This window comes from Neptuniibacter halophilus, assembly GCF_030295765.1.
GTDB classification, from domain to species: Bacteria; Pseudomonadota; Gammaproteobacteria; order Pseudomonadales; family Balneatricaceae; genus Neptuniibacter; species Neptuniibacter halophilus.
The window spans coordinates 677,196-701,063 of sequence record NZ_AP027292.1 but is presented as its reverse complement, the minus strand read 5'-3'; the positions used below and the strand labels follow the sequence as shown (position 1 = coordinate 701,063).

Genomic DNA, 23,868 nt, shown 5'->3' with positions numbered 1-23,868 from the left:
AGATGGGATTGTTAATCGAAGGTCAGTGGCACGATCAGTGGTACGACACAGGTAAACATAAAGGCGAGTTTGTGCGCAGTGAATCGCAGTTCAGACACTGGATCACCGCAGATGGCAGTGCCGGCCCCACAGGTGAGGGTGGTTTTCAGGCGGAGCCGGGACGCTACCATCTGTATGTCTCTCTGGCCTGCCCCTGGGCACACCGCACGTTGATCGTGCGTAAGCTGAAAGGGCTGGAGCAGATGATCAGTGTGGATGTGGTACATCCCCTGATGCTGGAGCAGGGCTGGAGTTTTACTGATGATTTTGCCAATACCACGGCAGACAGCCTGTTTGCGGCAGAGTACCTGCATCAGATCTATAGCCGGGACAGTGCCGATTACACCGGACGGGTAACGGTACCGGTGCTCTGGGATAAACAACGCCAGTGCATTGTGAGTAATGAATCTTCAGAGATCATCAGAATGCTGAACACGGCGTTTGATCATCTCGGTGCTCATCAGCTTGATCTCTATCCGGAGGCCTTACGCCAGCAGATCGATGAGTTGAATGAATGGATCTACCCGGAGGTGAATAACGGCGTTTACCGGGCTGGTTTTGCCACCTCTCAGGAGGCTTATGATCAGGCGGTAAGCGGTTTGTTTGCCGCACTGGACCGGCTGGAAGCGAGGCTCAGTTCCCGGCGCTATCTGACCGGACAGAAACTGACCGAGGCGGATATCCGTCTGTTTACCACGCTGGTCCGGTTTGACCCGGTGTATGTGACTCACTTTAAGTGCGATCTGCGCCGGATCAGCGATTACCCTGCGCTGAGCGGTTACCTGCGGGATATCTATCAGTTGCCGGGCATCGCAGAAACGGTGGATATGCCCCATATCCGCCACCACTATTATCGCAGCCACAAGATGATTAACCCGAGCGGTGTGATCTCTGTTGGCCCGGAATTTGATTTGACCGCAGCCCACGGTCGGGAGACTTTATAATGCATACACAGCGTACGATTCGTCGGCTGATCCCGGCTGTAGACAGCCTGGACGGTGCCGGTGTCAAACTGAAGCGCAGCGTCGGTCGTAATCCGGCCAGTCGTATCGATCCGTTTCTGATGCTGGATGCGTTCTCATCGGATAATCCGGATGACTACATCGCCGGTTTCCCGGCCCACCCCCATCGGGGCTTTGAAACGGTAACCTATATGCTGGACGGTCATATGCTGCATCGCGATCATCTGGGCAATGAGGGTCATCTCAGAGCCGGTGGCGTGCAGTGGATGCGTGCCGGCCGCGGTGTGATCCACGAGGAACGCCCGCAACAGGAACAGGGATTGCTGCGCGGGTTCCAGCTCTGGCTGAACCTGCCGGCCGCTGAAAAGATGCTGCCAGCGGATTACCAGAACATTGAACCGGAGCAGATTCTCCACTACCGACATGAGGGGGTGGAGATCCGAATGATTGCCGGTGAAGTGGAGCTGGCGGGCGAGCGCCTGAGAGGGCCGGTCGAAACCTCGACCACCGAAGCGATCTATCTTGACCTGAGTCTGGCGGCCGGAGAGCAGATCAGTCTGCCACTGCCTGCTGAGCACCGTGCCTTTATCTACCTGTTTGAGGGGGAAGCCCGTTTGGGAGAGGAGGCCTTGCCGATGCACACGGCCAGCGAACTGTCCGAAGGCAACCTGCTGCAGCTCAGCGCGGCGAATGAACCGGCCCGTATGCTGGTGATTGCCGGAAAAGCGATCAATGAACCGGTGGCTCAGTATGGCCCCTTTGTGATGAATACGATGCAGGAAGTCGAGCAGGCAATCGCCGACTATCGGGACAACCGCCTGACAGATTAACCCCATTGGGAGCTGCGGCTCCCTTTTTTGTTTGCCGGGAAGATGAGCGCGGTTTTTATGCGTTGCAGGGGGAAGGCAGTAAGTCTTTCATCAGCAGCGGGTTATCGGTGAAGATGCCATCGACGCCCCATTGCAAAAGCTCTGCGGCCTGAATGGGGTTGTTACAGGTGTAGCAGTACAGGTCGTAACCGGCGGTTTTAATCTGCTGAACTTCCTCGCGGCTGATCAGGCTGCAGTCACAATGGATACTGACCGCGTTTAGCGCTTCCGCTTTAAGCTGCCATAACTCCGGCAGAAAATCGAACAGCATCGCCATCTGCGTATCGGCTGTCAGAGCCCGGTACAGGGTCAATAACGTTTCATCAAAGCTGCTGACCAGAAGCCGTTCAGGTTGCTGCCAGTAGACTTCGGTCTCAGCAAAGACCCGTCGTGCCACCTGTTCAGGGTCGAGCCCAAAAGGTTTGATTTCAAGATTCAGCCCCAGATTCAGCTCCTGACAGAGCAGCAGCGCGTCCGACAGATGCGGCATCGGTTCATTCAGCCATTGCGGTGCGAACCAACTGCCCATATCCAGCTCGGGAAGGTCCGATACGCTGAGAAAGGCCAGAGGGCCCTGACGATTACTGCAGCGGTCGAGCACCTCGTCATGGCACAGAACCGGGGTGCCATCGCCGAGCAGGGTCACATCCAGCTCAACCCAGCTAACGCCGCTTTCGGCGGCCATACGAATTCCGGCCAGGGTATTCTCCGGAGCGAGCTGGGCTGCACCCCGGTGGCCAATCACCGGGCTGGCGATCATGGCACCTGCATGCCTCGCTGGACAAATTCGATATGCCCCATACGCTCCATCCAGGCTTTAACGTGCGGGTATTTATCAGGGTCGATATGTTGCCATTCGTAGCGCATCGACCAGGGGTAGATGGCAAAATCGGCAATCGTCAGGTCGCTGCCGATCACGAACTTTTTGTCGGCCAGTTGCCGGTCGAGCACGCCCCAGAGGCGTTGAGCCTCATCGTAGTAACGTTCCTGTGCATAAGGGACAGGATCCTTAACGAAGCGGTTAAAATGATGAGCCTGACCGAGGAAGGGGCCAAAGCCACCCATCTGCCACATCAACCATTGCAGGCATTCCAGCCGCTCTTTTGGATCGTTGGGGATAAATTCGCCGCATTTTTCTGCCAGATAGATCAGGATCGCACCGCTTTCAAACAGGCTGATGGGTTCGCCATCCGGACCTTCGTCATCAGTGATGGCGGGAATCTTGTTGTTCGGACTCAGGGCGAGAAACTTAGGTTCGAACTGCTCTTCTTCAAGGATGTTGACCGGATGCACCCGGTACGGCAACCGCAGCGCTTCCAGCATAATGGAGATCTTGCGCCCGTTGGGGGTTCCCCAGGTATAAAGCTCTATCATCTTGATTCCCTATAGATTGACAAAGTGGTTGTAGATGCCGATCAGCTCCTGTTCGGAGAAGGTGACAATGACCAACTGCTGTCCCGGCTTAATCAGATCCGGGTTATCCCCCAGAATCCCCTTGTCGTAGTTGTAGATGTAGGTCTGGTCCACTTTGTTTTTCAGCACCCGGCCGAGAAACGAACTGCGTTTATCGTCCAGCCGCTCATCGGCCTCTTCCGGGATTTCAACATAGACCGTCTTATCCATACCCGGCAGGCTCAGGCCTTCGGTAAAAGTACGCATCAGACCATGCTGGATAATCCCCCACAGACCCTTGTCGTCATTGTTGTTGACGGCGTGAATAAAGTAGATCTGCTGTCCTGCCTGCTCCGGGTTATCGAGTAGCTCCTGGAGTTTGATCTGATTCGCCAGTAACAGTGTGTCGGTGCTGAGTTTGCCGCCCTGAGCGTTACGCTGGGAGCCGATGATATTTAACTGAGGGTTGACTGCAAAGGTGCTGCCCTGAGCTGCGGAACTGCTGCCATCAGGCGTGTCGGCAATCAGCCCGCGCTGGGTTTCGCTGCGGTTTTCAGGCAGTGAAATCAGTTGATCCGCGGTCACAAAATTATCTGCCTGCTGAATGGAAATGGCCTGATCGGCGCCCTGAGTCAAACGGTTGATATGGGCTTTGGCCTGTTCTCTGGTTTCATCAGAGAGCTGATCCGCAGTATCCGTCTGGCTGGGAGATTGAGCGTCCTGCTGGAAAAAAAAATATCCGGCGGCTGCAATGATCACGACCACAATCGCGAGAATCCGTAGCATTTTTGAATCCTTTTATTGTTATAGGCGACTCCGAGTCCCTAATGTATCCCTTAGTGTGACAGAAGAAAACCATTCACAAGTACGGGAATCATAGTCGTTCTGTGCATAAATTTGCGTGGCCTGCGCTGAGTACCCCCGGCCAGACAGGCTGAGTATACTCAGCGTTCAGGGAACCGACCGGCGCGCCCGGTTGTCTCTGGTTTACTGAGCGGTTTAATCTCAGTAACAGAATGTTGGCACGATGAGTGGAGGTATTATGCAGGGTTCCGATACGAGCTTTCTGGAAATGATGCAGGGCGAGGGGGTGGTACCTCTGAAGCAGACTGATCGGGCCGATCTCAGTGATCATCTGCTTAAGCGGGATGACGAAAGCCTGCAGGCCCGGCGGCAAGCGGCAGTGTCCGGTGAGGAGGGGCTGACGACCGGCCCGATCGATCTGTTGCACCCGCTTGATCCGGTTGAATGGAAGCGGGATGGGGTGCAGGAAGGAGTTTACCGCAACTTACGCCTTGGCAAATATCAGGTGGATGCGCGTCTGGATCTGATTCGAAAAAGTATCCCCCAGTGCCGTGATGAGCTGCTGGCGTTTATTCAGACCTGTATGCGCTACGATATCCGTACGTTGCTGGTTAATCATGGCCGGAGTAAAGACGCGCAGGGGATGGGTAACCGACAGAAAAGCTATCTCAATCTCTGGCTGCAACAGCTACCGGAAGTGATGGCGTTTCACTCCGCACAGCCGCAGCATGGCGGGATCGGTGCGATCTATGTGCTGCTGAGCAAGAGCGAGCAGAAGCGCCTGGAAAACTGGGAACAGCACCAGAAACGTTAGATTTTGCGCTATCTTAATAATCAATAACTGTAACTGATGATGAGCTATGGTCGAACAGATCGATGAAGTATTGAATTTCTGGTTTGGGCCGTTGGTGGATGGGTTTACCCAAAGTGACAAATCAGATCTGTGGTGGGGCGGAAGCAGTGAGCATGATCGCCTGATTACTGAACTGTTTGGAGCTCAGGTGCGCCGGGCACTGCGTGGTGAGCTGGATCACTGGGCCGATACCCCGCGTGGTCGATTGGCGCTGATCATCCTGCTCGACCAGTTTACCCGGACTATCTACCGGGGCAGCCGGGAGGCGTTCAGTGGCGACAGTCAGGCGTTGCGGCTGAGTCTGGAGGGGCGCAGCAGTGGCCATGACCGGGCGCTGGAATTCGTTGAGCGCACCTTTTTTTATATGCCCCTCGAACATGCCGAGAGCCTTGAAATTCAGGAGCAGTGCCTGCGTTGTTTTGAGGAGATGCTGCTGGAGGTGCCGCAGAGCAAACGGATTCAGGTGGAGAACTGGCTCGATTTTGCGGTTCAGCATCACGAACAGATAAAGCGTTTTGGTCGTTTCCCGCACCGTAATGAGGTGCTGGGGCGAAGTTCAACACCGGAAGAACTGGCATTTCTGCTGCAGTCCCACAGCCGTTGGGGGCAGTAGCTCAGAACAGACGGGTCTGGCTCTGACGCGGGTCCTGCCAGGGGCTGAATCGGCAGCAACCGGGCCGCATCTGCTCCAGCCGCTCAACAAAGTGTGCTGCCAGCGCCGGGGCTTCGGCATTATCCGGCGTATGGAAGAAAAAGTAGGGGGTGAGGCCCTGATCCATCCAACTGCAGGCCTTTGTCAGCCAGGGGGTTATGTAATCCTCTGCCCAGGGCCAGTCCAGCGGGGTGATCAGGCGGATCATCGGCTGCTGGCCGGTGGCAACGGCGTGAACCGGTACCTGAGGCTTATGCTCTTTGGCTTTCATACTGATCGGGTCTGTGGCCGGATGGGCAAACAGAGACCGGGTATCAAAACTGATGCGATTGACCTGATGTTCGCTGAGCAGCCGGTTGAAGCGGCGCTCTTCATCTCTCTTATTGAAAAAGTCGGGATGGCGTACTTCAACGCCGTACTGAAACTGAGGTGGCAGGCTTTGCAGATAGCGGCTCAGGGAATCCAGTTCAGAGGGGGAAAAACGACCGGGAAGCTGGATACAAAGCAGGCCCAGCTTTTCCTGTAACGGGCCGATGCGCTGCAGAAATTCCCGGGTTTCCTGCTCGCAGTGACGCAGTTGCTGCTGGTGGCTGATCTGTTGTGGAAACTTAAAACAGAAGCGGAAGTCTGCTGCCGATTCCTGCAGCCACTGGTCAACCGTCTCTGCTTTGGGCAAAGCGTAAAATGTGGTGTTGCCCTCGACACTGCTGAAGTGACGGGAATAGGCATTCAGCACATGGGTGTGAGCACTGCGCAGTAAAAAGTTGTCCTGCCAGGCGGCGTGCTGCCATTGAGTCAGGCCGATATAGCAGTGCCCGCTTCGTGCCGGTTCAGACATTTTGCGGTGCATCCGTAATCCGCGCCCGACTGATCAGGAACCTGTTAAATTGTTGCAGTATGGACAGGTCAGTTCTGTTCATTACTTCTCTAACTAATTGCTGTACATTAAAAAATTAGCGTGTAGATTGTACCTTTTGAAGAGCTAGCAGATAAGAGAGAGCGTTATGGATTTTGCCTCGCTGTTGGGGATTATCTCCGGTCTGGCACTGATTGTTTCCGCGATCATTATGGGTGGCAGTGGCGATGTTTTCGTCAATGTGCCGGGTATGATGATCGTGGCGGGTGGTACCATCGCCGCGACTTTGCTGACGGTTCAGTTTAAAGACGTACTTAATGCCTTCAGGGGCGCGTTTATCGTTTTTACTCAGGATAAAACCAACCCCCAGGAGATGATCGATACCATGCTGGAGCTGAGCCGCATCAGCTACCGTCATGGTCTGCTCAAACTGGGGGATGTGAACAGCTCCTCGCCCGTACTGAAAAGGGCCTGCATGTTGCTGGCCGAAGCCGCTTCGGAACAGGTTATCCGTAACACCATTCAGAACGAAATCGATTCGCTGGTGGCACGACACCATGCGACTCAGGATGTATTCCGCAAAATGGCGGCCTATTCGCCGGCGTTCGGCATGCTGGGTACGCTGATCGGTCTGATTCAGATGCTCAGTGAGCTGGATAACCCCGAGACGATAGGCCCGGCGATGGCGGTGGCGCTGCTGACCACGTTCTACGGGTCTCTGCTGGCGACCATGGTGTTCCTGCCGATTGCCGGTAAGCTGAAGTCAAGAACCCTGCTCGAAGTGACAAATCTGGAGATCATCCGTGAGGGTTGTATCAGTATCCTGACCAATGACCACTACATGCATGTGTATGAGCAGCTTTCCTCCTATATCCCGGCGGCGCAGCGGAAAAAGATCAAGGTTGGTAAGAAACCCGAGAAGGACTGACCATGTCGAGCAAAAATAAACTTCTGGAAGAAGAGGAATCAGCAGGTTGGGTCTATACCTTTGCCGATCTGATGACGCTGCTGCTGGTGTTTTTTGTTCTGTTGTTTTCCCTTTCCAGCGTTGAGACTGAACGATTCGAAAAAGCGATCCGCTCGCTGAATCAGGCGCTTACCGGCGTGGAGGGTGCTAACAGTATTATCGAACTGCCCCATGAAGCGCCGGTAAAAACAGAAAACCCGGAAGAGATTGAAGAGGTACTTCCCGCCACCGAGATTGCTGAAGAGCAGGCGGAAAAACCGAATGAGAATGAGGCGGAGTCGCAGAATGTGGCCATTGATTCTGAGTGGACGCGTCTCACGGATGATATTAATCAGCAGTTCCAGGTGGCCGTCGCGACCGATGCGGTGGAGATAGGTACACCTAAAGATGGCAAGCTGGTCATCAATGTAAAAGGGGATGTGTTGTTCCCGTCCGGGTCGGCTGAATTTAACCCTGAAATGATGACCATGATCGATACCATGGTGCTGATGTTGCGCAAGAACCCGGATCTGAAACTGAGAATTAACGGCCACACTGACAATATCCCGATCGAGACCCCCCGGTTCCCGTCCAACTGGGATCTGTCTGCGATTCGGGCGACCAATGTACTGCGTTATATGGCGCGGGGCGGTGTGGAGATCGACCGGATGTCTGCAACCGGATATGGCGAGTCGAAGCCACTTGAATCCAACGACACTGTTGTGGGTCGGGCGAAAAACCGACGTCTGGAATTTGTGCTGGAACGGGAGACGGCAGAATAATGAAGATACCTCTCGAACTTAAACTGACTGAAAATGAAAACCGCCGTCAGGCCTTTCGGGTGGAGGTTGATGGCGAAGTTAACGTCAGAATGACCCTGAATGATCATCCGGTGAAACTGCTGGATATCTCTGCAACAGGCGTCGCCTTCGAAACCGATCAGCAGCTCAGTGGCGATCTGCAAGGCGTTGAGATCTATTTTGAGGTGAGCAAAAAATACCGCCTCAAACCCCGCCTGCATGTTTCGTTCTGCGCTAATGGCCGTTGTGGGGCTGAATTTAACGGCCTTTCCGAGCGTGCCCACATGGCACTGGCAGAACTGGTTGTGGCCTTACAGAAAGCCAGAATCCGTTATGAGCGACGTTTAAATGCGTCAAATAAAGCGGATCATATCGTTGTTGAAAATAATCAGGAGTAAAGGGTTGTTTTTATCAATAACTCCTGTAATATACGCGCCACGTTGATACGGGGTGGAGCAGCTTGGTAGCTTAACGGGCTCCCAACCCAAAACAGCCGAAGGGAGTCTCGACCTTCGGATGAGCCCGAAAAGGGTTTATTTCAGCGCAGAGATGTTGATGCGGGGTGGAGCAGCTTGGTAGCTCGTCGGGCTCATAACCCGAAGGTCGTTGGTTCAAATCCAGCCCCCGCTACCAGATTCAAAATAAAAAAGGTCATCCGAAAGGATGGCCTTTTTTATTTTCAGAACCTCGTAAACGAGTTCTGGTTTTTGTTCCTTTAATACCCTTGGTTCAGCGATTGCGCAGCAATCGCCATCGAGCGCGACAGCGCGAAGCCCGCAGGGTGGTTACAGCGATAAGCTGTAACCAATCAATCCAGCCCTATGCATTTAAAAAGGTCATACATTTCCGGTGAGGATGGCCTTTTTTATTTTCAGAACCTCGTAAACGAGTTCTGGTTTTCGTTCCTTTAATACCCTTGGTTCAGCGATTGCGTAGCAATCACCATCGAGCGCTTTAGCGCGAAGCCCGCAGGGTGGTTACAGCGATAAGCTGTAACCAATCAATCCAGCCCCTTTGTAACCCATCGTAATCTGTGCCATTCCCTTTGGTGCAATACGCTTTGCTATTGCACCCTACGTGGTATCGAAGTTGGCGATGAGTTGTAGGCTGGGTTAGCGCAGCGTAACCCGGCGGCTCTGTTTCGGTATATTGTCGTAATCTGTGCCATTCCCTTTGGTGCAATACGCTTCGCTATTGCACCCTACTTGGTATCGAGGTTGGGTGATGATTCGTGTTATTGCACCCTACGTGGTCTCGAAGTTGGGTGATGATTCGTGCTATTGCACCCTACGTGGTATCGAGGTTGGTAATGACCCGTAGGCCGGGTTAGCGCAGATGATCTTTTTCTAATATATACTGGCTTAATCTCTAGCCTGCATTCAGGGAAACGCCCCAGCATGGAGCTGTTCTGGTTTTTTATCATTCTGGCCACGGTAATGGTGGTGCTGTTCGATTTCACGAATGGATTCCATGATGCATCGAATATGGTCGCGTCGGTGATCGCCTCCCGGGCGATGACGCCACTGCAGTCGGTGCTGCTGGTGGGCACCTTTACCTTTTTAGGGCCTGTTCTCGGAGGGACGGCGGTAGCGAATACCATCGGTAAATTTGTCACCCTCGAGCCGCTTCCCCCTGAATTGTCCCTGACGGTTGTGATCTGTGGTTTGTTTGCCGCGACCGCGTGGAATTTTCTGACCTGGTGGCGGGGGCTGCCTTCCTCTTCATCCCATGCTCTGGTGGGCGGGTTAGCGGGCGTGGTGGTAATTTCAGTCGGACCTGACTACGTTGTCTGGGGCTTTAGTGAGCTGGCTGAGGGCCGTCTCACCGGGGTGACTAAGGTGATTCTGGCGTTGTTCCTGTCACCCATTGCCGGCTTCTGGTTCGGATTTATGATGCAGCGTATCAGCCTGTTTCTGCTCCGTTCTGCCAGCCCGAAGATCAACCGTGAACTACGTGGAGCGCAGTGGTTTTCTACTGCCGGGCTGGCCTTTGCCCACGGTGCCAATGATGCCCAGAAAAGCATGGGGATTCTGACCCTGTGTCTGTTCCTCAGCGGGGCGATCCCTGAATTCAGGGTTCCTCTCTGGGTGATGCTGATCTGTGCCTCTGCGATCACGCTGGGAACGGTGATGGGCGGCTGGAAAATTGTCCGTACGCTGGCTTTTGCGATCTATAAAATTCGTCCGTTGCATGCGGTTAATTCGCAGCTTACTTCCGGTGGTGTGGTGTTTATGGCGTCTTTGCTGGGGGCGCCGGTGTCGACCACGCATATTGTGTCGTCGTCGATTATGGGGATCGGTGCAGCGGAGCGTCCACGTGCGGTGCGCTGGGCAAAAGCGCGGGAGATAGCCGTGACCTGGTTGCTGACTATTCCCGGTTCTGCATTGTTGGCGATGCTCTGTTTTGCTGTGCTGACCCTGATCGGGGTCGTCTGAATTAAGGATCTGATCTATGCCTGAGTCCAATCCCTCGTTATTGCAGAAATTGCTGAACCGGCTGATTCCGGTTCCGCCGGATTTTTTTACCCTGCTGGCGGAGCAGAGTGCCATGGTCACGGTGACAATTCGCAACCTGCATGAGTACATGCTCAATCCGGTTGAATCGCTGACCGACGTGCTGACTGAGGATGAGCATGAGGCGGATACCCTTAAAATTCGTAACCTGAATCAGCTTAACCGGGCTTTCTCCACACCGATTGATCGGGAGGATATCTACCGTTCGATCGATTCGCTGGACTGGATCATTACCCACTGTAAAAGCACCATCAATGAGATGGTGGATCTGGAGGTCGCGCCGGATCGAAATATGTGCCTGATTCTCGAAGAGATGCTGGCGGGCAGCGAAGCGCTGGAACGGGGGTTTGTCGGGCTCTCAAAAGATCCGGCGAAGAGCGAACAGGAGGCGCATGCAGCGCGACATGCGCATCGACGGATTGAGCGGCTCTACCGACACAGTCTGGCGGATCTGTTTCAGGGGGAGGTCACCGCGGAGATGCTGCGTAAGCGGGAGATCTATCACCATCTGATGGACGGCTCCCGGCGTTTGCACGCGGCGGCGAATGTGCTCCACGATATTATGGTGAAGCTGGTTTAGGCGCTGTTTTAATTAAAAAAAGCCACCCCGGAGGGTGGCGATGTGTGCTGAGCAGAGGGCCGCAAGAAGGGGTTACAGGCGGCTGATGATCTCAGCGTATTGCTCTTCGAAATCACGGAATTCGCTGTCGTTATGGCTGCAGCAGCGCACGGCGCCTTTCTTGATGTCATAGACCCAGCCATGAATCTCAACTTTGCCGGTTGCCAGTTTCGCCGCTACGATCGGGTGGGTGCGCATGTGCTGTACCTGCTGCAGTACGTTCTCTTCGATCGCTTCGTTCAGGTGTTCAGCATCAATCCCGTGACTGCAAGGGATGCTGTGACGTTCCCGGACGATCTCCATCGCTGAGCGGCAGTGGCCCAGCCACTCCTTAACATGGGGCAGCCCTTCAACCGAACTCATATCCAGTGCACCCTTGATCGCACCACAATCGGTATGACCACAGACAATAATATGGCGCACGCCCAGCACCGCGACCGCGTATTCAATGGATGCGGTCATACCACCGGTCTGGTTGCTGTGGGGCGGGATAACATTACCTGCGTTACGGCAGATAAACAGATCGCCCGGATTGGTGCCGGTCAGCAGGTTAGGATCAATGCGTGAATCGGAGCAGGTAATAAACAGAACGTCAGGGCTCTGACCGGTGGCCAGAGTGCCAAACAGGTCTTTGTGTTCCGGGTATACGTTCTGGCGAAAGTGCATAACGCCTTTAACAATCTTTTCCACGTGTTGTTTCCTGAGTTTCTAAAAATAAAACGAAAGTATTAACTGAGTAGACAGGTCAAGTATTATCCGACTGTCTACTCAGTTCAAGTATTTATTCGATCTCCATCAGTACTTCGCCCGGTGTAACACGGTCGCCTTTTTTGACGTGAACGGCCTTCACCGTGCCGGCTACACTGGCGTGAACTTCCATTTCCATCTTCATTGCTTCTGCCACGAGAACGGCCTGTCCGGCCTCAACCTGATCGCCTTCTTTCACCAGAACTTCGAAGATATTACCCGGCATCGCGGTGGTCACATGACCCGGCTCGCTGGCGTGCTTACGGCTGCTGCCACCTTCGGCCACAAACTCGTTCATCGGTTCAAAGATCACCTCTTCCGGCATACCATCCATCGACAGGTAGATCTTACGTTTACCGGCTCCGTGTTCGCCGACACCGGTCACGGCGATATCGTACACTTCGCCATGGACATTGATCTTAAATTCAGAGGCTACGGATTCGGTCAGGCGCTGCGAACCCGACTCTGCCGGCAGCAGTTCTTCCGGCTGCAGGGTGCCATCGGCACGCTGCTGAAGGTATTCGCGGGAGATATCCGGAAACATGGCGTAGGTCAGCACATCTTCTGCAGAGGTCGCCAGATCGCCAATCTCTTCTTTCAGTCTGGCCATTTCCGGCTTCAACAGGTCTGCAGGACGGCCCACTTCAACGCTGCTGTTGCCGATTGCTTTTTTCTGCAGTGCTTCATCCACTTCAGCCGGTGCTGCGCCGTAACCGCCCTGAAGGTAGCGTTTCACCTCATTTGTGATGGTCTTGTAACGCTCACCGGCGAGTACGTTGTAAACCGCCTGAGTACCAACGATCTGCGAGGTCGGTGTTACCAGCGGGGGATAACCCAGATCTTTACGTACCCGGGGAATCTCGGCGAATACGTCACGGATCTTATCCAGTGCGTGCTGTTCTTTAAGCTGGTTGGCCAGATTGGACATCATGCCACCCGGGATCTGGTTGATCTGCACGGAAACGTCTTCGCGGGTGAACTCGCTCTCGAACTGATGATATTTCTTCCTGACTTCGCGGAAGTAATCCGCGATCTCGCTGAGCAGTTCCAGATCCAGTCCGGTGTCATAGGGGGTATCTTTCAGGGCAGCTACCTGCGATTCAGTGGCGGGGTGGCTGGTGCCGCTGGCAAAAGAGGAGATCGCTGTATCTATGTGGTCGGCACCGGCTTCAATGGCTTTCATCTGACATAGCTGCGCCAGACCGGCTGTGGAGTGGCTGTGCACCACAACCGGCAGATCCAGCTCGGATTTCAGCGCCTTAACCAGATCGTAGGTGGCGTATGGGGTGAGCAGGCCAGCCATATCTTTGATCGCAATGGAGTCGGCGCCCATATCGCGCATGGTTTTCGCCTGCTCAACAAACAGTTCAGGTGTATGTACCGGGCTGGTGGTGTAACAGAGCGTTCCCTGTGCGTGTTTACCGGCTTTTTTTACCGCTTTCATGGCGGTTTCCAGATTACGTACATCATTCAGGGCATCGAATACGCGGAAAACATCAATCCCGTTTTCAGCCGCAGAGGCAACAAAAGCTTCGACCACGTCATCTGCGTAGTGCCGGTAACCGAGCAGGTTCTGGCCACGCAGCAGCATCTGCAGGCGGGTGTTGGGCAGGGCTGCACGTAACTGGCGCAGGCGCTCCCAGGGGTCCTCTTTGAGGAAACGGACACAGGCGTCAAAGGTGGCACCACCCCAGACTTCCAGTGACCAGTATCCGACCTGATCCAGTTTGTCACAGATCGGCAGCATATCTTCAGTGCGCATACGGGTCGCGATGAGTGACTGATGGGCGTCCCGCAGAATTACATCGGTGACTTCAATTTTCCTGGTATTACTCATGGTAGTTCTCCTGCAACCGCCGCAGCGGCTGGCACAAAATTAGTTCTCTGATTACCAACCCGCGTGGGCTGCAATGGCGGCGGCTACGGCCAGAGCCACTTCGCTGGGGTGACTCTTCTCGGAGTAGTTCAGCAGTTCCGGGTGATTCGGTACAAAGCTGGTGTTGAAATCCGCTTTCTGGAAATCCGGGTGTTGCAAAATCTGCTGGTAGTAGGTTGCTGTGGTCTTGATACCGTGCAGGCGCATGTCGTTCAGCGCCCGCTGACCACGGGCGATCACCTCTTCCCAGGTAAGCGCCCAGACCACCAGTTTCAGACACATAGAATCGTAGTAAGGAGGAATCTCGTAGCCGGTATAGATCGCCGTATCAACCCGCACGCCCGGGCCACCGGGTGCGTAGTAATGGGAGATCCGGCCGAAGCTTGGCAGGAAGTCATTTTTCGGATCTTCCGCGTTGATGCGGAACTGCAGGGCATAGCCTCGATAGCTGATGTCGTCCTGACGGTAGCTGAGTTTAAGGCCGGATGCGATGCGCAACTGTTCGCGGACAATATCCACACCGGTAATCTGTTCGGTGATGGTATGTTCCACCTGAACACGGGTGTTCATCTCCATAAAGTAGACTTCATTACCGGAGAGCAGAAACTCAACCGTACCGGCGTTTTCATAGCCGACCGCTTCCGCCGCTTTAACCGCCAGACCACCGATATACTGACGCTGTTCAGGGGTCAGTTGCGGGCTTGGAGCAATCTCGATCAGTTTCTGGTTACGTCGCTGGATGGAGCAGTCACGCTCATACAGATGAACCGTATTACCGTGGCTGTCAGCAAGAATCTGAACCTCAATGTGGCAAGGATCAACGATGCATTTTTCCATGAAAACTTCGGCAGAACCGAACGCTTTGGTGGCTTCGGAGATCACGCGTGGATACTGCTGTTTCAGTTCCTGAGCCGAGTCACAACGACGAATACCACGGCCACCGCCACCGGAGGTTGCTTTGATCATGATCGGGTAACCGATCTCTTCTGCCAGTGTCAGGGCTTCGTCAATGTCTGCCAGATTACCTTCGGAGCCCGGGGTGATCGGCACACCGGCCGCACGCATAGAATCGCGGGCCTGAGTTTTATCACCCATTTTGTTGATCACATCAGACTCAGGGCCGATAAAGGTGACGCCGTGTTTCTCGCAGAGGCGGGCAAATTCCGCATTCTCTGAGAGGAAACCGTAACCGGGATGAATCGCATCACATCCGGTTTCCTGCGCAAGGTTTACGATACGCAGCGGGTCAAGATAGCCAGCCAGTGCATCTTCGCCCAGTGAGTAGGCTTCATCCGCACGTTTCACATGCAGGGCGTAGCGGTCCGGTTCGGTATAAATTGCCACAGAGCGTATACCCATTTCGGCACAGGCTCGCACGATACGTACCGCAATCTCACCGCGGTTGGCAATCAGTACTTTCTTGATCATGAAACTCTCCTAAGCCTTCCGGCTAACTGCCGTCAGAGTGGCTAAATATCCTAGTAATGCACTCAAATAAGTTAAAATTGATATTTCTTGGTTTATCTATAATCTATTGCTAATAGATGAGATTCTTTTAGGGGAGTGGGGATGCCACTGAGTATTCAAAAGCTGAGTAGCCGCCTGACGTTCAGGCAGTTACAGGTATTCAAAGCTGTGTATGAGCTGAAGAGTTACAGCAAGGCTGGTGAACTGCTGGGATTAACCCAGCCTGCCGTGAGCAGTCAGGTTCGTCAGCTTGAGCAGGCGCTTGGCCAGACTTTGTTTGAATATGTCGGGCGGAGGTTGTTCAGTACCGCCGCGGCAGAGCGTCTGGTCAGAAGTATCCGGGTGATCTTTACCGAGTTACTTAACCTGCAGTCTGACCTGGCTGCACTGGAGGGTAAAATCGCCGGTGAATTACGGCTGGTGGCCGTGAATACCGCGCAGTATATGGTGCCATACCTGTTGCGTTCCTTCCTCGATACCCATCCGCAGATCAGTATCAGCGTTAAAGTGGTAAACCGGGCAACCGCGCTTAAACGGCTCGAAGATAACAGTGATGATCTGGTGATTATGGGGATGGTTCCTACCGATAAACCGTTTGAAACTTTGCCGTTTCTGGATAACGAGCTGGTGCCGGTTGTACCCGCAGATCACCCGCTGCTGGCGGAGGAAAACGTGGCCCCGCAAACGTTCCTCGACAGTGGTTTGCTGGTGCGGGAATCAGGTTCCGGTGGGCGCCTTGCCCTGGAACAACACTGTCAGCATGAACGCCTGAGGATGCGGGCCAGTATGGAGCTCGGATCAAATGATGCGGTAAAACACGCGGTGATTGCCGGGCTTGGGGTCGCGGTGCTACCGAAATTGAGTATTACCTCGGAGCTGAAACTCGGCCAACTGGTGATTGCCAACGTTGAAGGTTTTCCGTTGCGGCGCAGCTTCAGTGTGGTGCACCCGAAAGGGCGTCAGCCAACGCCGGCGATGCGCGCTTTTCTGGATTATATTCAGCAGAATATCAGCCAGTTTGAAGAGATTTTCCGGGTCTGAACGAAAAACGCCCGGTATGCCGGGCGTTGTCTGAATCGCTTTACAATCAGGCTTCAGATGAACTGAGAATCGTTGTTCCGGCTGCCGGATCAGCCGGGTTGTCGCTGCCAGTGTCAGTGCTGGTCAGCGTTCCGCCGTTCTCTTCACGGAATTTTTCCAGCCCCTGCATCACCAGATCGAAAGTCGAGTCGATATTGCTGGCAATGTCACCTTCGAGCACGCCCATATCGTCGAGAATGGTCCGGGCTTCGCTAAAACCCTGTTCAATACCGCCGGCAATCACATCGACAAACTGATCTACCAGAGCTGCGCCTTCCAGATCGGGATTGGCGGTCTGGTAGGCTGAAAACATCGCGGTGGTCAGGGAGACAATCCGATCGGCAGTCGCTTCAGGGGAAACATCAAGCTGCGCGTCATAAGCGGCTTCGATGGCCTGGGGGCCCAGATCCGGAGCCAGTACCTCATTCAGATTGGCAATCACAGCACTCACCGTGAGTTTAACCGGTTCATTGCTGGCACTGAGGGTGACATCGCTACCGACAGTGGCTTCAATAATTGCCTGATCCTGCTGCACGTCGGCGGGGGCTTCAGGAATCTCGCCGACCTCTTCAACCGGGCCTGCTTTACGGGCTTCATTTTTAGCGTGAGCTGCTTCAGACACTGCTTTACCCAGCGGCCGGCTGCCATCGTGGTTCGGTTTGATCTCGTTATTAACGTAGCCACCGAAATTACTGTAATCGCCAATAGCCATGATCTTGTCCTGATTCTTGTGGGGTCAATGAGTTTCTATATCGGCCGTTGAAACGCAGGTTTGAACAAAAAATACTCACTAGTAGTATAGGTAAACAGCGAGGCTTTGGCTTGCCGTTATTAACCCTTTGTATTGAAAGCACTCCTGTTGCAGATTGAAACAGAAATATTTTTATCCGGTCTGCTACGGGCCGATTTAGCCTTTAATCTGTGCGGATTCTGTTAGTGTGAATTTTTTCCAAGGATTTTCCGCTGAGTGTCGTCTAACTGAAAAAGCGACTGGATCTAAACGATGGATCTGACATTAACCCAACAGATACAACAGGCGCAGGCGGGCGACCGCGACGCCTTCCGGGCCTTGCTGGATCAGCACTACGCGCTGATGTTCCGGTTTGCCTGTAAATATTGCGGTAACGCCACCGATGCTGAAGATATCACCCAGCAGGCCTGTATCAAGCTGGCCCGATCTCTGGGGCAGTTCCGTTTTGAAGCGGCATTCACCTCCTGGCTCTATCGGATCGTCATCAACTGCGCCCATGACTGGCAGAAACAGTTCTCCCGACCGGAAGAGGACAGCCGTTGGCAGGAGCCGGGTCGCGAAGATTCCGGCGACTCAGCGATTATGCTGCGTCAGGTGCTGAGCCGGGTAGCCAAAATGGGAGACGGTTTTCGTGAGACCGTGGTGCTGGTGATGGGGGAGGGCCTGACTCATGCTGAAACCGCACAGATCCTGAATGTGAAAGAATCCACCGTGTCCTGGCGGGTGCATGAGATCCGCAAACGCCTGAAACAGGAATTGCCATTGGGGAGTGAATCATGAGTGATGATCTGAAAAATCTGTTCCGGCAGATGGATGAGCAACCCCGGATGGAAGCTAAAAACCGAGCGCTTGAAGCCGCACTGGCTGAGTTTGATCAGGCACAGAGTGAAAAAACATCTGAAGCTGACCAAGGAAATGCCCGCGTGGTTCGTCTTACTCCTGAATCTGATAAAGAGAGGAGCAGAACCATGAACAGTAGCCTGACCATTAATACACTACCGCGCTGGTTTTATGCAGGTCTGGGAACCGCCGCCGTCATGGTGATGGCGCTTTATCTGGGGCTGGAGCGACACCCGGTTGATCCGTTGCAGAACTCCTCAGAGCCTGTAGCTGAGGTACCCCAGGCCACGGTCACTGAACAGCTCGTGGCAAAACCTCAGGCACGACAGGAAGAGAAAGCGCTGAAGGCCGATTCAATTGCCGACACTGGCGCCCGTCTTCAGGATGAACGGGTTGAAGCGGATCGGATGATGAAGAAGCAGATGCCGGAATCCGAAGCCATGCATCAGGCCGAGGTTCAGCGAATGATTGCTGTCGCCCCATCTATGCCTGCTGCGCCCATGCCGCAAGCGGGTTTGCAAGCTAAGGAGCGGGCGCTGCCATCGCGTCCGGATGAAGGCCGTGATCGTTTCAGTACTGCGGCGGAAAATCCGGTGAAACGGGTGCAGGATGAACCGGTCTCTACGTTCAGTATTGATGTTGATACCAGTTCATACAGCTTTATTCGTCGTCAGTTGAATCAGGGTGTTCTGCCACAAAAAGCAGCGGTCCGGGTGGAAGAGATGATTAATTATTTCCCCTACGCCTACCCTTATCCGCAGGATTCCTCGCAGCCATTCAGTACTCAGGTGACCGTGCTCGATTCTCCCTGGAAGCGGGGTAATAAACTGGTGCATATCGGTATTCAGGGCTATCAGTTGCAGGGCGAAAAACCCGCTACCAACCTGGTGTTTCTGCTGGATGTTTCCGGTTCCATGAATCAGCCGGACAAACTGCCGCTGGTGAAGCAGTCTATGGACCTGCTGCTGAGTCAACTGCAACCGCAGGATAAGGTTTCCATTGTGGTCTACGCCGGGGCAGCCGGTACCGTGCTGGAACCTACACCGGTGCAGGAGAAAGATAAAATTTTTGCGGCACTGAATCAGCTTCGCGCCGGAGGCTCTACCGCCGGTGCGGCAGGCATACAGTTAGCTTACCAACTGGCGGAGCAGAACTTTATTGAGGGAGGGGTGAACCGGATTATTCTCGCCACCGATGGGGATTTTAATGTCGGCATCAGTAACCGCGAAGCGCTGAAAGGCTATGTCGAGCGTAAACGTCAGTCTGGTGTGTTCCTTTCCGTACTCGGTTTTGGACAGGGCAACTACAACGATGCCCTGATGCAGGATCTGGCGCAGAACGGCAATGGGGTAGCGGCTTATATCGACAGCCTGAGTGAGGCGCAGAAGGTGCTGGTGGAAGAGGCGACGTCGAACCTGTTTCCGATCGCTAAGGATGTGAAAATTCAGTTGGAATTCAACCCGGCTACTGTCGCTGAATACCGTCTGCTGGGTTACGAGAGCCGGATGCTGGCCACCGAAGATTTTAAAAATGATGCGGTGGATGCAGGTGATATAGGGGCAGGCCATCGGGTGACCGCGATCTATGAAATTACGCCGGTCGATGCCGGTAGCGGGGTCTACCCAACTTCTCGCTATAGCGATACGGCGCCGGAGACAAACTTCAGCAGCGAGTATGGTTACCTGAAAATGCGCTATAAACTGCCTCAGCAAGACCATTCACTGGAGCTGGGGCAGGCGGTTCCGATCCAGAGCCGGGTCAGTGCCGAGGCAGCTCAGGAAGCCAGCTTTGCTACGGCCGTAGCAGGGTTTGGTCAACTGCTGAAAGGCGGTAAATACACAGGTAGCTGGAGCTATGATGATGCGCTGCAACTGGCGCTTGCTAATCGTGGACATGACCCTTACGGCTATCGCAGTGAACTGGTGCAGTTGATTCGTAAAGCAAAACTGGCGGACGCCATGTGATGGCAGTCCGCACAGGGAGGTCTCAGGATAGAGGTACAGGCTGGCTATAATATATTGTAGTATGAAGGGCTCCGGGGTTTGGCTGTATGTCAGCCCCGGACAAACCATTCTATTTAATTAAAAGGGATGTTGATTCTGGATTGTGGCCATAGGGTTCGGGCAGATCCTCGCAGTACTCATCTCTCCAGAACAGAGCGCTGAGGCTGGAATATGAAATACTTAATTTTCTCCGTACAGAAAGCCGGACAGTTAATCGAAATCCCATTTCTTTTCCCGGACAACTTTACCCACAGGACCATCGCATCGGTACTGACTAAAGGCGGCGCGAAATGGCAGATCGTAGCAGCCGGAAGCTGTCAGGCCCGGGTGAACTGTTACGGCAAGAGCGAAGAGCTGGGGATCGAAAGCCGGGAACGGGTAGACGCGGCGATCATCAATGAGTTTGCGTATCGTCAGGGCGTTGTAGACCCGGACCAGTTAACGATCAATGAATTGTTGAACCGATCCTGAGCGGAGCGATCAGGCTGCAAAGGGTTTCGGGTCACCCAACGTATCTAAACCTGTTATCCGAAAACCCGGTGCAAACCCGATCGCTGACTGGATCAGAGATCGGGGCCTGTGTTGCCGTTTTTCTCCGGCATCAGGATATCCTGCATCGTCTCAATGTTGTCCACCACTTCCTGCTCCTCTTCGGTGAAGTAGGCGATGTGAAACATCGCATCACCCTCCTGCACCAGAGGGATATTCTGCTTACCTATAATAATCCCGGCACGGCTGGCATAAACCGTTTCCAGCACCTTGCCGAATGGACTGCCAATAGTTGCCAGCGGGTCGCCGCGGTTGACCTGATCGCCTAGGTTTTTCAGGTTATGCACAATTCCGCTGGCGCTGGCGCGGGTCCAGCGACTGGTGTTGGCGATAAACGGCACCACCGGCGGGCGCTTACTCTCTTTACGGGTGTTCCTTGAGATCATACCCAGATGTTTCAGCACATTGTTGATGCCGCGAATACCGGCGCGGATCGACAGCTCATCAAAGCGCAGGGCCTGACCTGCTTCATAGAGCAGTACCCGGGCACCGGTTTCAACCGCCGCTTCGCGCAGGGAGCCATCGCGGATACTGGCATTCAGCAGTACCGGCACGCCAAACGCCTGTGCCAGCTCCAGTGTCTCCTGATCTTTCAGATTGGCGCGGATCTGCGGCAGATTGGAACGATGGATCGCGCCGGTGTGCAGATCGATACCGTACTGGCAGTGCTGGATAATCTCGGAGACAAACTTATCCGCCACGATTCCGGCCAGCGAGCCTTTCGGTGAGCCGGGGAAACAGCGGTTCAGATCACGCCGGTCCGGCATGTACCGGCTCTGGTTAAGTACCCCGTAGACATTAACCATGGGTACCAGAATCAATGTGCCTGCGGTAAGGCGCAGGCTCTTCTGATTGATCAGACGGCGAACGATCTCGATCCCGTTCAGCTCATCACCGTGTACCGCCGCAGAGACGAACACGGTGGGGCCGGGTTTACGGCCTCGGATAACATGCACAGGCATACAGATATCCGTATCGGTATAGAGTTTCACCACCGGCAGTTCAATCTGTAGGGTTTTCCCGGGCGGGACGCTGTGACCTCCGATTTCAAGCATATCCATGGGGCGTTAACCTTTTTTATTATTCGAATTGGGCTGAGCATTCTGCTCGATAAATTCGTAAATCATACCAGCAACATTCTTGCCTGTAGCCATCTCTATGCCTTCAAGACCCGGAGATGAATTCACCTCCATCACTACCGGGCCATTAGCCGACTGGAGTATATCCACACCGCAGACATTCAGGCCCAGAGCTTTAGCTGCATTGATCGCCGTGGCCTGTTCCTCTTCGCTCAGCTCAACCAGCGTGGCGGTTCCACCACGGTGCAGGTTGGAGCGGAACTCGCCCTCGGCCGCCTGACGTTTCATTGCTGCGACCACCTGATCGCCCACCACAAAGCAACGGATATCGGCGCCGCCGGCTTCCTTAATGTATTCCTGAACCAGAATGTTTGCTTTAAGGCCCATAAAGGCTTCGATGATACTCTCAGCCGCTTTACTGGTTTCGGCCAGAACCACACCAATCCCCTGGGTGCCTTCAAGCAGTTTGATGACAACCGGTGCGCCGCCGACATTCTTGATCAGGTCTTTGATATTGTCTGGCTTATTGGCAAATCCTGTGCGTGGCAGACCGACATCCTGACCCGCCAGAATCTGCAACGAACGCAGTTTATCGCGGGAACGGCTGATCGCATCGGATCGGTTGACACAAAAGGTTCCCATCACCTCAAACTGACGGACGATCGCCGTACCGTAAAACGTCACTGAAGCGCCGATACGGGGAATGATCGCATCGTAGTGGGGGAGCTGCTCACCGTTATAGCGCACCACCGGCCGGCTGCGGGTGATATCCATGTAGCAGTGCAGGGTATCGATTACATCAATTTCATGCCCCATCGCTTCCCCCGCCTCGACCAGACGTCGGGTGGAGTAGAGTTTCGGGTTGCGGGACAGTATGGCGATCTTCATCAGATAATTAATTCTCAGAAAAGGAGTAAAAGGCCGGACTCAGCCGGATTGCTACAAGACTACAGTTCCGGCTCTGCGTCCAGAAAAAAGTATGGCACAGGGGATAAATTTATCAGCGGAGAGGAGCCGTGTTGAAGCGGAGCTGTTAATTGGTTGTTTTCAGGTGTTGGTAACGCGCTATCCGGCTGCATAACGCAGTGATGATTAGCCTGGCGATTAGCTGTACTGGAAGTCATTTCGCTGCTGCCGGTTAATCCCGGTTGGTCATCATATCTGCCAGATCAAACAGGGGGTCTTTAAGCATACTTTTCAGTTCCGGTGAACTGTTCAGATTATCCAGCGCAAGGTCCATACACTGTAGCCATGCATCCCGTTCAGCGCTGCCGATGGCGTATTTTGCGTGGGGTGAACTCAGGCAGATAGTACCGTGCTGTTTCAGGTAAAGCTGAGGTCCGCCAAACCAGCCCGAGAGAAACTGGTAGAGCTTATCAGACACCGCCGACAGGTCTTTGCCGTGCATGGCCCGGATGCCCCGGGCTGCGTGCTGGCTGTCCATTACCCGGTAAAATTCTTCCGCCAGCGCTTTGACGCCGGCAGCACCGCCGATCAGTTCATAAGGGGTTTGCATCAGATCGCCTCGTTTTGTTGTCCCGGTATAGGGAATAACAATTTAGTTGAAAGTTCAACTAAATTTTGTCATTGAGACGTGCGTCAGGAATACTTAAACCCTCAGGGGATGGCCTTACTCCACTTCGGAAAGGTTTTCGAAGTATTTTTTCAGTAAGGCGGTACTGCGGTTGATCTGGGTTTCTGTCATGCCGGAGAAGGCTTCGGTAAACAGGTGGTGGGTTTGCTGGCGCACCTGTTCCACTTTGTCCCGGCCCTGTTCGGTCAGCGATACGATGCTGACCCGCCCATCGAGCTCGGAGGGTTGCACATCAACCAGGCCTTCATCCCGCATTTTGTAAACGATTTTGGTGATGGTCGGCAGTTTGGCAAGGGCATGCTCGGTTATATCTTTGATACTCAGATCACCATGAACCCGCAGCAGCATGGCTACACGCCAGCGAGAGATATCCATATTCAGCGGTTTCAGGGTTTTCTCCATCTCCCGGCTGTAGAGGGCATTGAGTTTAGCGACCCAGTAGAAGGGGAACTCATCAATCTGGAAGGAGGCGCTTGAGGGCAGGTATTTCTCAAGCTTTTTATCTCTCGATGTCATGCTGTGCTCATTCAGTTACTGGCACCGGATCAGGGTGCTGACAGGATCAGATTTTACGCTA

Annotated in this window: 25 protein-coding genes and 1 tRNA gene; 14 read left to right on the top strand and 12 right to left on the bottom strand. The window is 54.0% G+C overall.

Features of this window, described 5'->3' with window-relative positions; translation table 11 throughout:
* The first annotated feature begins 2 nt into the window (after positions 1-2).
* The gene (locus QUD59_RS03250) at positions 3-983 is read left to right on the top strand and encodes a glutathione S-transferase family protein (RefSeq protein ID WP_286239555.1); all 981 of its coding nucleotides are present in this window, start codon (positions 3-5) and stop codon (positions 981-983) included.
* On the top strand, positions 983-1,831 hold the full coding sequence (locus QUD59_RS03245) for a pirin family protein (protein ID WP_286239554.1): 849 nt from the start codon (positions 983-985) through the stop codon (positions 1,829-1,831). Before QUD59_RS03250 ends, QUD59_RS03245 begins: the two co-directional genes overlap by 1 nt.
* 55 nt (positions 1,832-1,886) lie before the next feature.
* On the opposite strand, the gene QUD59_RS03240 is transcribed toward QUD59_RS03245, so the two are convergent.
* Genes QUD59_RS03240 through QUD59_RS03230 form a run of 3 tightly spaced genes read right to left on the bottom strand, consistent with a single transcriptional unit; the run spans position 1,887 to position 4,048 of the window.
* A complete protein-coding gene (locus tag QUD59_RS03240) occupies positions 1,887-2,630 on the bottom strand; it encodes a glycerophosphoryl diester phosphodiesterase (protein ID WP_286239552.1) in 744 nt (247 codons plus the stop codon).
* Positions 2,627-3,244, bottom strand: coding sequence for a glutathione S-transferase family protein (locus QUD59_RS03235; RefSeq protein ID WP_286239551.1), 618 nt, complete (start codon positions 3,242-3,244; stop codon positions 2,627-2,629). Before QUD59_RS03235 ends, QUD59_RS03240 begins: the two co-directional genes overlap by 4 nt.
* Positions 3,245-3,253: 9 nt before the next feature.
* The gene (locus QUD59_RS03230; protein WP_286239550.1) at positions 3,254-4,048 is read right to left on the bottom strand and encodes a hypothetical protein; all 795 of its coding nucleotides are present in this window, start codon (positions 4,046-4,048) and stop codon (positions 3,254-3,256) included.
* A gap of 241 nt (positions 4,049-4,289) precedes the next feature.
* Here QUD59_RS03230 and smrA point away from each other — a divergent pair, with 241 nt between their 5' ends.
* Positions 4,290-4,880 carry a DNA endonuclease SmrA gene (gene smrA, locus QUD59_RS03225; protein ID WP_286239549.1) on the top strand — a complete coding sequence of 197 codons (591 nt, stop codon included), beginning with the start codon at positions 4,290-4,292 and terminating at the stop codon, positions 4,878-4,880.
* Positions 4,881-4,926: 46 nt separating this feature from the next.
* Entirely contained in the window at positions 4,927-5,532 is a 606-nt protein-coding gene (locus tag QUD59_RS03220) for a DUF924 family protein (RefSeq protein ID WP_286239548.1), read from the top strand.
* Between the two features lies 1 nt (position 5,533).
* Here the strand turns inward: QUD59_RS03220 and QUD59_RS03215 are convergent, their stop codons facing one another.
* Entirely contained in the window at positions 5,534-6,409 is an 876-nt protein-coding gene (locus tag QUD59_RS03215) for a DUF72 domain-containing protein (protein ID WP_286239547.1), read from the bottom strand.
* A gap of 166 nt (positions 6,410-6,575) precedes the next feature.
* Here QUD59_RS03215 and QUD59_RS03210 point away from each other — a divergent pair, with 166 nt between their 5' ends.
* The 6 genes from QUD59_RS03210 (at position 6,576) to QUD59_RS03185 (ending at position 11,266) form a co-directional block, all read left to right on the top strand.
* Positions 6,576-7,355, top strand: coding sequence for a motility protein A (locus tag QUD59_RS03210; RefSeq protein WP_286239546.1), 780 nt, complete (start codon positions 6,576-6,578; stop codon positions 7,353-7,355).
* 2 nt (positions 7,356-7,357) lie between these two features.
* Positions 7,358-8,155 (top strand): OmpA/MotB family protein, encoded by a 798-nt coding sequence (locus QUD59_RS03205; RefSeq protein ID WP_286239545.1) that lies wholly within the window; start codon positions 7,358-7,360, stop codon positions 8,153-8,155.
* The gene (locus QUD59_RS03200; RefSeq protein WP_286239544.1) at positions 8,155-8,571 is read left to right on the top strand and encodes a PilZ domain-containing protein; all 417 of its coding nucleotides are present in this window, start codon (positions 8,155-8,157) and stop codon (positions 8,569-8,571) included. Before QUD59_RS03205 ends, QUD59_RS03200 begins: the two co-directional genes overlap by 1 nt.
* Before the next feature lie 158 nt (positions 8,572-8,729).
* Positions 8,730-8,806 (top strand) — tRNA-Met (locus QUD59_RS03195).
* A 764-nt stretch (positions 8,807-9,570) separates the two neighbouring features.
* The gene (locus tag QUD59_RS03190) at positions 9,571-10,608 is read left to right on the top strand and encodes an inorganic phosphate transporter (protein ID WP_286239543.1); all 1,038 of its coding nucleotides are present in this window, start codon (positions 9,571-9,573) and stop codon (positions 10,606-10,608) included.
* Between the two features lie 16 nt (positions 10,609-10,624).
* Positions 10,625-11,266, top strand: a complete 642-nt coding sequence (locus QUD59_RS03185) for a DUF47 domain-containing protein (protein ID WP_286239542.1) — start codon at positions 10,625-10,627, stop codon at positions 11,264-11,266.
* Positions 11,267-11,338: 72 nt separating this feature from the next.
* Here the strand turns inward: QUD59_RS03185 and QUD59_RS03180 are convergent, their stop codons facing one another.
* The 3 genes from QUD59_RS03180 to QUD59_RS03170 form a co-directional block, all read right to left on the bottom strand.
* A complete protein-coding gene (locus QUD59_RS03180) occupies positions 11,339-11,995 on the bottom strand; it encodes a carbonic anhydrase (RefSeq protein WP_286239541.1) in 657 nt (218 codons plus the stop codon).
* 91 nt (positions 11,996-12,086) lie between these two features.
* Positions 12,087-13,889 carry a sodium-extruding oxaloacetate decarboxylase subunit alpha gene (gene oadA / locus QUD59_RS03175; RefSeq protein WP_286239540.1) on the bottom strand — a complete coding sequence of 601 codons (1,803 nt, stop codon included), beginning with the start codon at positions 13,887-13,889 and terminating at the stop codon, positions 12,087-12,089.
* 51 nt (positions 13,890-13,940) lie between these two features.
* Complete coding sequence (locus QUD59_RS03170; protein ID WP_286239538.1) at positions 13,941-15,356, bottom strand: acetyl-CoA carboxylase biotin carboxylase subunit; 1,416 nt, start codon at positions 15,354-15,356, stop codon at positions 13,941-13,943.
* A 141-nt stretch (positions 15,357-15,497) separates the two neighbouring features.
* On the opposite strand from QUD59_RS03170, the gene QUD59_RS03165 reads away from it, so the two are divergent.
* A complete protein-coding gene (locus QUD59_RS03165; RefSeq protein ID WP_286239536.1) occupies positions 15,498-16,436 on the top strand; it encodes a LysR family transcriptional regulator in 939 nt (312 codons plus the stop codon).
* Between the two features lie 46 nt (positions 16,437-16,482).
* Here QUD59_RS03165 and QUD59_RS03160 read toward each other — a convergent pair whose 3' ends face one another.
* The gene (locus tag QUD59_RS03160; protein WP_286239534.1) at positions 16,483-17,187 is read right to left on the bottom strand and encodes a DUF5610 domain-containing protein; all 705 of its coding nucleotides are present in this window, start codon (positions 17,185-17,187) and stop codon (positions 16,483-16,485) included.
* A gap of 291 nt (positions 17,188-17,478) precedes the next feature.
* Between QUD59_RS03160 and QUD59_RS03155 the strand changes: the two genes are divergently transcribed.
* From QUD59_RS03155 to QUD59_RS03145, 3 genes are all read left to right on the top strand, one after another.
* Positions 17,479-18,006: an RNA polymerase sigma factor gene (locus QUD59_RS03155; RefSeq protein ID WP_286239533.1), complete on the top strand. Its 528-nt coding sequence runs from the start codon at positions 17,479-17,481 to the stop codon at positions 18,004-18,006.
* Complete coding sequence (locus tag QUD59_RS03150) at positions 18,003-20,030, top strand: vWA domain-containing protein (RefSeq protein WP_286239532.1); 2,028 nt, start codon at positions 18,003-18,005, stop codon at positions 20,028-20,030. The genes QUD59_RS03155 and QUD59_RS03150 overlap by 4 nt, the downstream gene beginning before the upstream one ends.
* 210 nt (positions 20,031-20,240) lie before the next feature.
* The gene (locus QUD59_RS03145; protein ID WP_286239530.1) at positions 20,241-20,540 is read left to right on the top strand and encodes a hypothetical protein; all 300 of its coding nucleotides are present in this window, start codon (positions 20,241-20,243) and stop codon (positions 20,538-20,540) included.
* A gap of 92 nt (positions 20,541-20,632) precedes the next feature.
* Here the strand turns inward: QUD59_RS03145 and QUD59_RS03140 are convergent, their stop codons facing one another.
* From QUD59_RS03140 to QUD59_RS03125, 4 genes are all read right to left on the bottom strand, one after another.
* Positions 20,633-21,679, bottom strand: a complete 1,047-nt coding sequence (locus QUD59_RS03140; protein WP_286239529.1) for a succinylglutamate desuccinylase/aspartoacylase family protein — start codon at positions 21,677-21,679, stop codon at positions 20,633-20,635.
* A 6-nt stretch (positions 21,680-21,685) separates the two neighbouring features.
* Positions 21,686-22,585: a 30S ribosomal protein S6--L-glutamate ligase gene (gene rimK / locus QUD59_RS03135; protein ID WP_286239527.1), complete on the bottom strand. Its 900-nt coding sequence runs from the start codon at positions 22,583-22,585 to the stop codon at positions 21,686-21,688.
* Positions 22,586-22,835: 250 nt separating this feature from the next.
* Complete coding sequence (locus QUD59_RS03130) at positions 22,836-23,213, bottom strand: group II truncated hemoglobin (RefSeq protein WP_286239526.1); 378 nt, start codon at positions 23,211-23,213, stop codon at positions 22,836-22,838.
* A 114-nt stretch (positions 23,214-23,327) separates the two neighbouring features.
* Positions 23,328-23,807: a MarR family winged helix-turn-helix transcriptional regulator gene (locus QUD59_RS03125; RefSeq protein ID WP_286239524.1), complete on the bottom strand. Its 480-nt coding sequence runs from the start codon at positions 23,805-23,807 to the stop codon at positions 23,328-23,330.
* Between the last annotated feature and the right edge of the window lie 61 nt (positions 23,808-23,868).

Excerpts from the sequence above, each read along its gene's own strand:
- QUD59_RS03250 (WP_286239555.1), top strand. The coding sequence starts at position 3 with ATGGGATTGTTAATCGAAGGTCAGTGGCACGATCAGTGGTACGACACA.
- QUD59_RS03245 (WP_286239554.1), top strand. The coding sequence starts at position 983 with ATGCATACACAGCGTACGATTCGTCGGCTGATCCCGGCTGTAGACAGC.
- QUD59_RS03240 (WP_286239552.1), bottom strand. The coding sequence starts at position 2,630 with ATGATCGCCAGCCCGGTGATTGGCCACCGGGGTGCAGCCCAGCTCGCT.
- QUD59_RS03235 (WP_286239551.1), bottom strand. The coding sequence starts at position 3,244 with ATGATAGAGCTTTATACCTGGGGAACCCCCAACGGGCGCAAGATCTCC.
- QUD59_RS03230 (WP_286239550.1), bottom strand. The coding sequence starts at position 4,048 with ATGCTACGGATTCTCGCGATTGTGGTCGTGATCATTGCAGCCGCCGGA.
- smrA (WP_286239549.1), top strand. The coding sequence starts at position 4,290 with ATGAGTGGAGGTATTATGCAGGGTTCCGATACGAGCTTTCTGGAAATG.
- QUD59_RS03220 (WP_286239548.1), top strand. The coding sequence starts at position 4,927 with ATGGTCGAACAGATCGATGAAGTATTGAATTTCTGGTTTGGGCCGTTG.
- QUD59_RS03215 (WP_286239547.1), bottom strand. The coding sequence starts at position 6,409 with ATGTCTGAACCGGCACGAAGCGGGCACTGCTATATCGGCCTGACTCAA.
- QUD59_RS03210 (WP_286239546.1), top strand. The coding sequence starts at position 6,576 with ATGGATTTTGCCTCGCTGTTGGGGATTATCTCCGGTCTGGCACTGATT.
- QUD59_RS03205 (WP_286239545.1), top strand. The coding sequence starts at position 7,358 with ATGTCGAGCAAAAATAAACTTCTGGAAGAAGAGGAATCAGCAGGTTGG.
- QUD59_RS03200 (WP_286239544.1), top strand. The coding sequence starts at position 8,155 with ATGAAGATACCTCTCGAACTTAAACTGACTGAAAATGAAAACCGCCGT.
- QUD59_RS03190 (WP_286239543.1), top strand. The coding sequence starts at position 9,571 with ATGGAGCTGTTCTGGTTTTTTATCATTCTGGCCACGGTAATGGTGGTG.
- QUD59_RS03185 (WP_286239542.1), top strand. The coding sequence starts at position 10,625 with ATGCCTGAGTCCAATCCCTCGTTATTGCAGAAATTGCTGAACCGGCTG.
- oadA (WP_286239540.1), bottom strand. The coding sequence starts at position 13,889 with ATGAGTAATACCAGGAAAATTGAAGTCACCGATGTAATTCTGCGGGAC.
- QUD59_RS03170 (WP_286239538.1), bottom strand. The coding sequence starts at position 15,356 with ATGATCAAGAAAGTACTGATTGCCAACCGCGGTGAGATTGCGGTACGT.
- QUD59_RS03165 (WP_286239536.1), top strand. The coding sequence starts at position 15,498 with ATGCCACTGAGTATTCAAAAGCTGAGTAGCCGCCTGACGTTCAGGCAG.
- QUD59_RS03160 (WP_286239534.1), bottom strand. The coding sequence starts at position 17,187 with ATGGCTATTGGCGATTACAGTAATTTCGGTGGCTACGTTAATAACGAG.
- QUD59_RS03155 (WP_286239533.1), top strand. The coding sequence starts at position 17,479 with ATGGATCTGACATTAACCCAACAGATACAACAGGCGCAGGCGGGCGAC.
- QUD59_RS03150 (WP_286239532.1), top strand. The coding sequence starts at position 18,003 with ATGAGTGATGATCTGAAAAATCTGTTCCGGCAGATGGATGAGCAACCC.
- QUD59_RS03145 (WP_286239530.1), top strand. The coding sequence starts at position 20,241 with ATGAAATACTTAATTTTCTCCGTACAGAAAGCCGGACAGTTAATCGAA.
- QUD59_RS03140 (WP_286239529.1), bottom strand. The coding sequence starts at position 21,679 with ATGGATATGCTTGAAATCGGAGGTCACAGCGTCCCGCCCGGGAAAACC.
- rimK (WP_286239527.1), bottom strand. The coding sequence starts at position 22,585 with ATGAAGATCGCCATACTGTCCCGCAACCCGAAACTCTACTCCACCCGA.
- QUD59_RS03130 (WP_286239526.1), bottom strand. The coding sequence starts at position 23,213 with ATGCAAACCCCTTATGAACTGATCGGCGGTGCTGCCGGCGTCAAAGCG.
- QUD59_RS03125 (WP_286239524.1), bottom strand. The coding sequence starts at position 23,807 with ATGACATCGAGAGATAAAAAGCTTGAGAAATACCTGCCCTCAAGCGCC.